Raw genomic sequence first — 8,487 nt, 5'->3', positions numbered from 1 at the left:
GGGAATCGGGAATCGGGAATCGGGAATCGGGAATCGGGAATCGGGAGTCGGGAGCGGTGCGACCCGTGGCGAATTTAATTCTTAATGCGGAAAGCGCACCGAGGGAGTGGGAAAAAATTATCCAAGCTCTTTCCTACTTTTCCCTGTTCCCTTCGCGTAGCGTGGCCCACGGCCTCAGTCCCTGCTTCCTTGATAGAAACGCTATATATAGCGTTTATTGCCTGTATCAGGTACACTTATCAACCTCAAAGTCCCCCTTTTTAAGGGGGATTTAGGGGGATCCCTTTGTACCTCATGGGAAAGAGAATTGCTATATATATCCAGCGCCACCTTTAGCTCTTGGCGATTTTACAAATACTTCCGCAATATCAACTCCAACTTCTCCTTAGTTGCTTCTGGAGCCTGATCCAAGGGAGTAAAAATAGCATACTTCAAGGCAGAATGAGCTTTAGAAACAGGTGGATTATCAACTAACCGGCGCACTGTTTCTTGAATCACCTTCTGAGCATTAATCGCATTGCGCTGTAGATTATCAAGTATCATATTCACGGTGACATGGTCATGATCCTCATGCCAGCAATCATAATCGGTGACGAGGGCTAGGGTAGCATAGGCAATTTCGGCTTCCCGTGCTAACTTGGCCTCTGGCAAGTTGGTCATGCCAATTACTTTTGCGCCCCAACTGCGGTAGAGATTAGATTCGGCCATGGTGGAAAATGCTGGCCCTTCCATGCACAGATAAGTGCCACCGTTATGTACGGTAACCTCTGGTAACTCCAAACTTGCGATCGCATCCACTAAAATTCCCGCCAGTTGGTTGCACACCGGGTGTCCAAACCCAATATGAGCCACAATCCCGTCCCCGAAAAAGGTGGAAACCCGATTCTTCGTCCGGTCAATAAACTGATCCGGTACCAGCATATCCAAGGGTTTGACCTCTTCCTGGAGAGAACCCACTGCTGAGGCAGAGATGATATACTCTACGCCTAACTGCTTCATGGCATAGATATTGGCTCGGAAGGGTAACTCCGAAGGCATCAAATGATGATTGCGACCATGACGAGCTAGGAAAGCTACAGTAGTTCCTTCTAAGGTTCCCACCATCATCGCATCGGACGGAGGACCAAAGGGGGTGTCAATGGGTACCTCCTGCACATCTTTGAGAGCAGCCATTTTGTAAAGTCCGCTACCGCCAATAATCCCAATTTGTGCTTTCACCATGGTGTTTGTTCTTACTCTGCCTCAGTCCAACGTTTAGTCATTCTACCTTAAATTGTATTAATTTTTGTTAAGGGGTAAGCATTCAGCCGTCAGCCGTCAGCCGTCAGCCACAAGCCTTGGCCATTCGCGTAGCGTGGCCAAAGGCCAAGGCCACGCTACGCGAATGGCTGATAGCACCATCTGTAGTGCACCATCTGTAGTGCATTAGCTGATAGCTGATAGCTGTTCGCGTAGCGTGCGCGTAGCGCTAATCGCTGTTCGCTAATAGCTGATAGCTGATAGCTGTTCGCGTAGCGTGCGCGTAGCGCTTAGGCTGATAGCTGATAGCTGTTCGCGTAGCGTGCGCGTAGCGCTTAGGCTGATAGCTGAATGCTTACGTTAAGGGATTTTAAAATACAGAGTGATGTTCCGATCCAATAGTTTTGCCTTATGTCTGACCAACCTCTTGGGAAACCCCGTCCTCTGGTAAAAGTGATGCTGCTATCCGTAGCCACATTAACGCTGTATTACGGTTGGTACAAGTGGATCATTCAGGAAGAGTTGCGAGACTATAACAATTCTGGTTGGTCCGGTAACCTGTGTTTACTACCGTTCCTTTTAGGTGTCGCCGTTCCACAAGCCTTATGGATATTAGATCCCGATGTGCCTGGGTGGTTTGGTTGGTTTTCCCTGGTCGGTATCGTTTGGATTTACATTGTGCAGTTCAGGCTTTACCGCACAGTTAACCAACTGTATCGACAAGAAGGACTCACAGAACCTCTGGTAGTGTGGTGGATTTTCATACCTGGTTTGAATTTAATTGTGGGATTAAAGCAAATTCATGTACTGAGCCAATTTTGGACAATGAAACAAGAAACTATACCGGACGGGGCTATTTTGAATTGAAGTAAAAAGCAGACTTGTTGAACTTTGGAATAGGGAATAGGGAACAGCGGATCTGGGAACAGGGGGAAGAATGTCTGTGTTGACAACAACGATAGACAGACATCAGCCATGTTGGTAATCGTTTACTACTCGATTCAACATTTCTGAGCAAATATTCCCGACTCCCGACTCCCGACTCCCGACTCCCGACTCCCGACTCCCGACTCCCGACGATTCAAACTAAAATCTTAAACCAAATCCACCTTGAACAGAGGCAGCCACGCCGCCACCCTCCCGATAGGCATCAAAAGCAATAATCGCATTACCAAACAAAACCGTTTGGCTATTAGGAATCATAAAATCAATACCAGGTTGTATAGCAAAACTTGTCTTATCTCCTACTGGTGAGGGAGAGTGACCGCTAGCAAATACAGCCCCTGCTCCCACGTAAGCATCGGTTTGCCAGTTAAGGGGGAAATCGTAGGAAATTGTTGGCACAATAGCAGTGCCAGCACCAATCAGGGCTTGTGTCCGGAAGGAAATGGGGATTTCTAGGAATTTGTAGCGAAACGCAATTAATCCACCAATTTGCTGACCTTCTCCATCATCATCCTTTGTAATACCAAACGTAGGACCGATTCCCACATAACTTCCGTAGGCAGCTTGAGCAAATGCTGGTTGCGACTTAATCATTAAACTAGCCAGACTCACCAGCACTAGCGTTCCTAGTGTGGACAATAAACCAATAGCATTACCCATTTCCTCAACTCCTCAATACCTAATTCTAATGATGGCTGCTTTCTCGCTTATCTTAGCTTAATTGCTGCGGTGAAACTAATATAGCAAAGGCAACAGGGAATAGGGAACAGGGAACAGAGGTAATAAAATTGAATATACCTCATAGCTATGAAAAACGCTATACAAACCTAATATACAGGTTGATGTTTGTTTTTTTTACTGTTGATAGTTAACTTGACATCAAACGCAATCAATTAAGCAATAACTATGGTGGTTAAGCGGGTTTTAAACTGAAGTCAACTCGAAGATAGTGAATCGACTCAGTAACTTTTGAATTTATGCGATCGCGTAGCGGAGCTTACCGAGCATCGCGTAGCGGATCTTACCGAGCATCGCTAATTTTTTCTCTTGTTAAAAACTTTAGCCTACTTGATTTTTTCCCACTTGTTTATTACCACTTGTTTCTTCCTTGTTGGGTGCATCTCCTAAAAGCTTTTTGACCCGGTGGGTGGAACGGGCATCTTGCCCGTTACTGATAGCTGATAGCTGATAGCTTACCCCGACTCCCGATTCCCTACTCCCGATTCCCTACTCCCTACTCCCTACTCCCTACTCCCTACTCCCTACTCCCGATTCCCGATTCCCGACTCCCGATTCCCGATTCCCGATTCCCTGTTCCCTGTTCCCTACTCTAAAAGAGTGTCACAAACATCGAGGATGAAGTCCACCATAGGTACAAATATATCGAAGTTGCTGCTCATCTAAATTTTTAACATTAGCAAAATCAACCCCCTTGATCCGGGCTAAATTCGATTTAGGTGGAGGCAAAGTAATAAATTGATTAGCCTTAGTCTGTTTAGCCATAGCAAAGGTAACTCCCTTAAAATCTGCTCCAGCTAAATTAGCCCCTCGCAAATCCGCAGCACTTAGATTAGCGTAACGTAGCTTAGCATTGTACAGCTTAGCATTGCGTAAATTAGCCCCTACCAATTGGGTTGAATTGAAATCAACATTTTTGAGATTAGCATTACTCAAATTTGCCCTAGAAAGATTCGCTCCTTGCCAGCTTGATTGACTTAAATCAGCAGAAGAGAAATCACTCCTCACAGCACTAACTTTGCCCAAACGAGCACCATGGAGACTAGAGAGACTGAATTTTGCTTCCCCCAAATTGGCTCCTGTCAGGCTAGCATTTTCTAAGATAGCTCTACGGAAATCAGCATTAATCAACTGGGCACTGCTGAGATTGGCACCGATCAGGCTGCTGTTATAAAATCTAGCTCGGTTCAGGGTTGCCCCGATTAAATTGGTGCGATTCATCAAGACATTATCGAGAATAGCACCAGTGAGGTTAACTGCCCTCAGATCAGCTCCGCTGAAGTCGCTGACCCAATCATCAAAAGTGCCAAAATGTTGATCCTCACCAGGGCCATAGAAGCGACTACCCTGCAAATTAGCACCGGACAAATTAGCGTAGCGGAAATTAATGCCCGACAAATTCAGGTTGTCCAGAATTGGATTAAAATAGCCATAACCCTGATTAACCTTACTGAGGTTAATATAGCTCAGGTTAGCATTATGCACTTGACCGTCGTAGATAGTCAGAATTTTCGAGATAGCTTGCTTAGTTGCTCGGTGCCGCACCGCTAGCACTCCCCCAACCCCTGGTTTACCTTCCCTGGTTAGGGTTTTCTGGTCGTTTGCCAAAGATTGATTCAATATTCGTAGATGGGGAAGGGGTTGAACACCTTTACTGACCAAAGTTTGTTGGAGGGTATCAATCAAGCTAGGGGTATTTTCCTGACCCAGCAAATCCACCAGAAACGGTACAGCACGATGGTCGTCTATCCTACCTAGAGCCAGAATTGATCCCAAACGTTTTTCTTGAGCAGTGCTATCAGTAGAGCTTAATTGTTTCACTAAGGTCAGAAAGACCTCATTTTTCTGCTGATTGAACGCTCGCCAATTGGCCTGACTTTGAATATAGATTTGGGTTCCCACAAACGTGCCCAGTACAGAACCCATCCCGCCAAAGGTAACAATTAGCAGAGTAAGACCGGGATGTCGGCGCATCCACAACCAAAGATTGGGGGAGTGCTGTTGCGATAATGAGATCAGGGTAATGGGATTAACTGTTGCGCTACGGTAACCCGAGGTAGCTTCCTGGTGATTAGACCATTGCCCATCAGTTTCCTCCTCTAGCTCAACCTCTTCATACTCGGGTGTTGGGGAGGATTCAAAACTTGACCAGTACGGTAAGAGCAACCGAGAGGAATCCGAGACATAAGTTCCGGCTATGTAGTCGTGGAGGCTGCGATGTTGAGGATTTAATACAGAACAAAAACTCTCTGCCAATAGCATCAATCCTGCCAATCCCAACAAAATCACCAAGTCAGGAAACGCTCCAGTGTAGCGCCAGAGTAAATAAGCACTTCCCAGTGGTAATCCCCAGCGTCCCACTGCCTCACGCCACACCGCACCGATCAAACCAGGGGGTTTTCCCGAAGCGGTAACCACTCGCACTCCAAACCAACCTTTGGGAGTAGTTTGACCAGTTTTTCCCAGCAGATAAAGTTGCCATAGGGTTACTCCTACTGGCATCACTAACGAAGCACACCAAAAAAAATTGGTCAGGGGAGTGACTCGCTTGGTTAGTTGTAGGCGGGGGTAAGCTAGAGTTTTTGCGATCGCATTCTGGGTTGCCCCCAAAACTGGGTTAAGGGGAACCGGTTCTGCCTTCGAGTATTTTTCTGCATACAAACCAATCCCGTAAGGGAGCAATGCACTAGTAGTTACCAGCGATACTTCCAAAAGCGCTGCCACGCAACGCCTAGTCACCAGTGGCAGAACCAAGTTCAGTCGCAGCGGAAAATACCAGCTACCTTCTCGGTTGTGACCTGTTTTTAGAGTGGGGCTAGCCATATTTAATGCTCAGGCTGCGATTTGTTGGTTTTTAATGATTTTAAAGACTGATTTCAAGGATCAGTAAGCAAATTCCCCGAGATTATAGCAGATTTTAGTTGATACCGTTTTTTGGGGCAAACACCTGATGACTATATATATAACTATGTCTAGACTTAACCGGTTGAATACCAGCAATAGCACTGAACTGCTATGAAATCAGCCTCATTATTATATAGCAGTTTTCAATTGGGTGAGGTACCCCGCCCTTGGGGTTAATGGGACTAGAGTAAGCATATGCGCTACGCGCAAGCTACTTGAGGTGCCGTCAGCCGTCAGCCGTCAGCCGTCAGCCTTTGACTGATAACTGATAGCTGATAGCTGATAACTGATAGCTGATAGCTGATAGCTGATAGCTGATAACTGATAGCTGATAGCTGATAGCTGATAGCTGATAGCTGATAGCTGATAGCTGATAGCTGACCCGAAACAAATTCTTGCTCGAGATAGTCAAGTAATCTAGGACAAGTGTATTAGTAATAGATCACAAGACTTTAGGGGATGACAATGACTAAACTATTCCCACAGTGGATGATTGTTCCGATCACCATAGCTGTAAGCTTAAGTAGCGCTGGTGTCGCCAACGCCGAAACCATCAACCTTGAGCCTGGATTCCAGCCTGATCCCATCGTAGTGACTGGAAACTCTGGAGGCTCAAACAAGAGTCAATGCGGTATGATTAGTACCCAGCCCAATCATGTCATTAATTTGAACCAAGATTTTACCTACTTGCGCTTCAACCTAGAAAGCCAAGGCCAGCCCACTCTATTAATTCAGGAGCCAAATGGTACCTCATGTACACAGGCCGATAATTTATCTGGGGGGAATATTGTTAAAATCGGGTATTGGGAGCAAGGCAGCTACTCATTCTACGTCGGCGATCGCAATGGTGAACAGCATCCTTACACCTTATCGATCACTAAAACTCCCTAATACCAGGGTGCAGAACTCAAAGTTCAACACTCAATAATTATTGTAGGCAAGCCTTTTGGGTGCAAGCCTTTTCCCTGACAACTGCAGCGAAGTCTATGGGTGATTAGCGATTACTCTAATCTTCAATCTGCTGAACCGATATCTCAACCGCTTCCACATCAATCGTACCTGGAGCTGCTAAGCGGTTAAAATGTCCGTGTTCTATCTTCAAAACTTCCCCGCAACTGGGGCACTGACACTGGGTATTGTTAAACCCAGTAAACTCATAGGCACAGACTGGACATTTATCTTCCACTAGATTACGTCTGAGCCACCAGCGAACTCCAAACCAGGCAATCACTGGTGAGATGATTAAAAAAGCAATTAAAATCAAAAAACCATTGACTACCCATCCCAAGCCAACTGTGCCTAGCAAGAAACAAGTTAAGAAGAACGCTAGCCAACAGCCCATACCTGACAGGTTGAACTGAAACTGTCTCGGGGTATTTTGATTCACTGTTTTCTTTTAACAATAACAAATATGATCGGGTAGTTATATCCTAGTTCAGATTCGTCTTAACTTGAATAGAAATTACCCCTCGCTGCTTATGCTCCGCAAGGGGCGACTCAATTTTTACGCAGTATCGAGTAACTCTTTTAACTGCTTTGTCAGAGCCTCTTTACTAAATAACCCTAGGGATTGTTCTCGTAACCACTGACCATCACAGCGCTGATCCTCTCCCTTGAGAATTTCAATACAAGCCGCAGCCACTGCATCGGGGTCTCGATAGGGAACTTGCCAACCAAGCTGACCATCTTGCAAAGGATCAGCAGAACCATCAGAATCCCCAGAAAGGACAGGTTTACCACAAGCCATGGCCTCTAGGTATACAATCCCAAAGCCTTCTTGGGAGGGCATGACGTAGGCATCAGCCACTCGGTAATGTTCCACTAATTCTGGTGTAGGGACAAAACCAGCAAAGACCACCCGATCCCCAACACCCAAATCTTTGGCTAGCTGCGCCAGTCTCGGTTGATCATCACCACGACCAATAACTAGATATTTAACCTCTGGAAAGATTTTAGCGATCGCAGGAAGTGCTTGAATGGTAACATCAACTCCTTTATAAATATCCCCAGACCACAGACGAGCGACAGTCATCAACACCTTAGCACCAGTCAGACCATACTTTTCGATTAAGGCTGGTGATTTCAGACCAGGAGTAAACCTATTGCCATCAACAGCACAAGGCAACATCTTTACCTTTTCAGGATTTAGGTTATTGGCAGCACAAGCGCGATCGCGACTGTAACGACTGATTGTCCAAATTGCTGCTGCCCGCTCTAGGGCGTTACGTTCTTTCAGGGGTAAAGGTTTCCAAACCTCTTTGCCATAGGTCAAAACTGTATAGGGAATCCCTAGACTATTACACAACAGCTGAGTCAGGGGAGCGAGTTTGATATGACCGCAGAAAACGTGTTTGGGACGTTTTTGCCATAAATAAAAACCTAGCGCTATTGTTAAGCGAACACGCCCTAGCACAGGAGGCTTGGTTTTCAGATAATGAAATCTGAGTGGGTAGACATCAAAGGGATTGTCACAACCTAGACCATCCCGCAGCAAAAATACTTCAGCGCTAGAACTGGTAACAGTCTTAGCAGCAACAGACAAATATGCCTCGAAAATATCTTTGACGTAGGATTGGATGCCCCCTTCACACTCAAAAATCTCTAGGAAAATGAATACGTAGTTAGATGCTGTTTTCTGTGTGCCGCTCAAATTCGTTAGTT

8 protein-coding genes and 1 pseudogene are annotated in these 8,487 nt (G+C 45.8%); 3 read left to right on the top strand and 6 right to left on the bottom strand.

Going from position 1 to position 8,487, the window contains the following annotated elements:
• Positions 1 to 275: pseudogene (locus F6K38_RS27870) on the top strand (hypothetical protein); the annotation flags it as partial.
• A gap of 73 nt (positions 276 to 348) precedes the next feature.
• On the opposite strand, the gene F6K38_RS27865 reads toward F6K38_RS27870, so the two are convergent.
• Entirely contained in the window at positions 349 to 1,221 is an 873-nt protein-coding gene (locus tag F6K38_RS27865; RefSeq protein ID WP_287358326.1) for an S-methyl-5'-thioadenosine phosphorylase, read from the bottom strand.
• A gap of 429 nt (positions 1,222 to 1,650) precedes the next feature.
• On the opposite strand from F6K38_RS27865, the gene F6K38_RS27860 reads away from it, so the two are divergent.
• Positions 1,651 to 2,106: a hypothetical protein gene (locus F6K38_RS27860; RefSeq protein ID WP_009149151.1), complete on the top strand. Its 456-nt coding sequence runs from the start codon at positions 1,651 to 1,653 to the stop codon at positions 2,104 to 2,106.
• 219 nt (positions 2,107 to 2,325) lie between these two features.
• Here F6K38_RS27860 and F6K38_RS27855 read toward each other — a convergent pair whose 3' ends face one another.
• From F6K38_RS27855 to F6K38_RS27845, 3 genes are all read right to left on the bottom strand, one after another.
• Complete coding sequence (locus F6K38_RS27855) at positions 2,326 to 2,844, bottom strand: hypothetical protein (RefSeq protein WP_009149152.1); 519 nt, start codon at positions 2,842 to 2,844, stop codon at positions 2,326 to 2,328.
• A gap of 681 nt (positions 2,845 to 3,525) precedes the next feature.
• Positions 3,526 to 5,745 carry a pentapeptide repeat-containing protein gene (locus F6K38_RS27850; protein WP_287251779.1) on the bottom strand — a complete coding sequence of 740 codons (2,220 nt, stop codon included), beginning with the start codon at positions 5,743 to 5,745 and terminating at the stop codon, positions 3,526 to 3,528.
• Between the two features lie 328 nt (positions 5,746 to 6,073).
• Entirely contained in the window at positions 6,074 to 6,238 is a 165-nt protein-coding gene (locus tag F6K38_RS27845; protein ID WP_287358323.1) for a hypothetical protein, read from the bottom strand.
• Positions 6,239 to 6,291: 53 nt separating this feature from the next.
• Here F6K38_RS27845 and F6K38_RS27840 point away from each other — a divergent pair, with 53 nt between their 5' ends.
• Entirely contained in the window at positions 6,292 to 6,717 is a 426-nt protein-coding gene (locus F6K38_RS27840; RefSeq protein ID WP_009149154.1) for a hypothetical protein, read from the top strand.
• A gap of 115 nt (positions 6,718 to 6,832) precedes the next feature.
• Here the strand turns inward: F6K38_RS27840 and F6K38_RS27835 are convergent, their stop codons facing one another.
• The gene (locus tag F6K38_RS27835; protein ID WP_287358322.1) at positions 6,833 to 7,213 is read right to left on the bottom strand and encodes a hypothetical protein; all 381 of its coding nucleotides are present in this window, start codon (positions 7,211 to 7,213) and stop codon (positions 6,833 to 6,835) included.
• Positions 7,214 to 7,330: 117 nt separating this feature from the next.
• Entirely contained in the window at positions 7,331 to 8,476 is a 1,146-nt protein-coding gene (locus F6K38_RS27830; RefSeq protein ID WP_287358334.1) for a glycosyltransferase family 4 protein, read from the bottom strand.
• Positions 8,477 to 8,487: the final 11 nt, after the last annotated feature.

The organism is Moorena sp. SIO3B2, from assembly GCF_010692525.1.
Taxonomy (GTDB): Bacteria; Cyanobacteriota; Cyanobacteriia; order Cyanobacteriales; family Coleofasciculaceae; genus Moorena; species Moorena producens.
This window is presented reverse-complemented; position numbering and strand designations above follow the sequence as displayed.

Bases quoted from the DNA above. Each gene is read 5' to 3' on its own strand.
- F6K38_RS27865 (WP_287358326.1), bottom strand. From the start codon at position 1,221: ATGGTGAAAGCACAAATTGGGATTATTGGCGGTAGCGGACTTTACAAA.
- F6K38_RS27860 (WP_009149151.1), top strand. From the start codon at position 1,651: ATGTCTGACCAACCTCTTGGGAAACCCCGTCCTCTGGTAAAAGTGATG.
- F6K38_RS27855 (WP_009149152.1), bottom strand. From the start codon at position 2,844: ATGGGTAATGCTATTGGTTTATTGTCCACACTAGGAACGCTAGTGCTG.
- F6K38_RS27850 (WP_287251779.1), bottom strand. From the start codon at position 5,745: ATGGCTAGCCCCACTCTAAAAACAGGTCACAACCGAGAAGGTAGCTGG.
- F6K38_RS27840 (WP_009149154.1), top strand. From the start codon at position 6,292: ATGACTAAACTATTCCCACAGTGGATGATTGTTCCGATCACCATAGCT.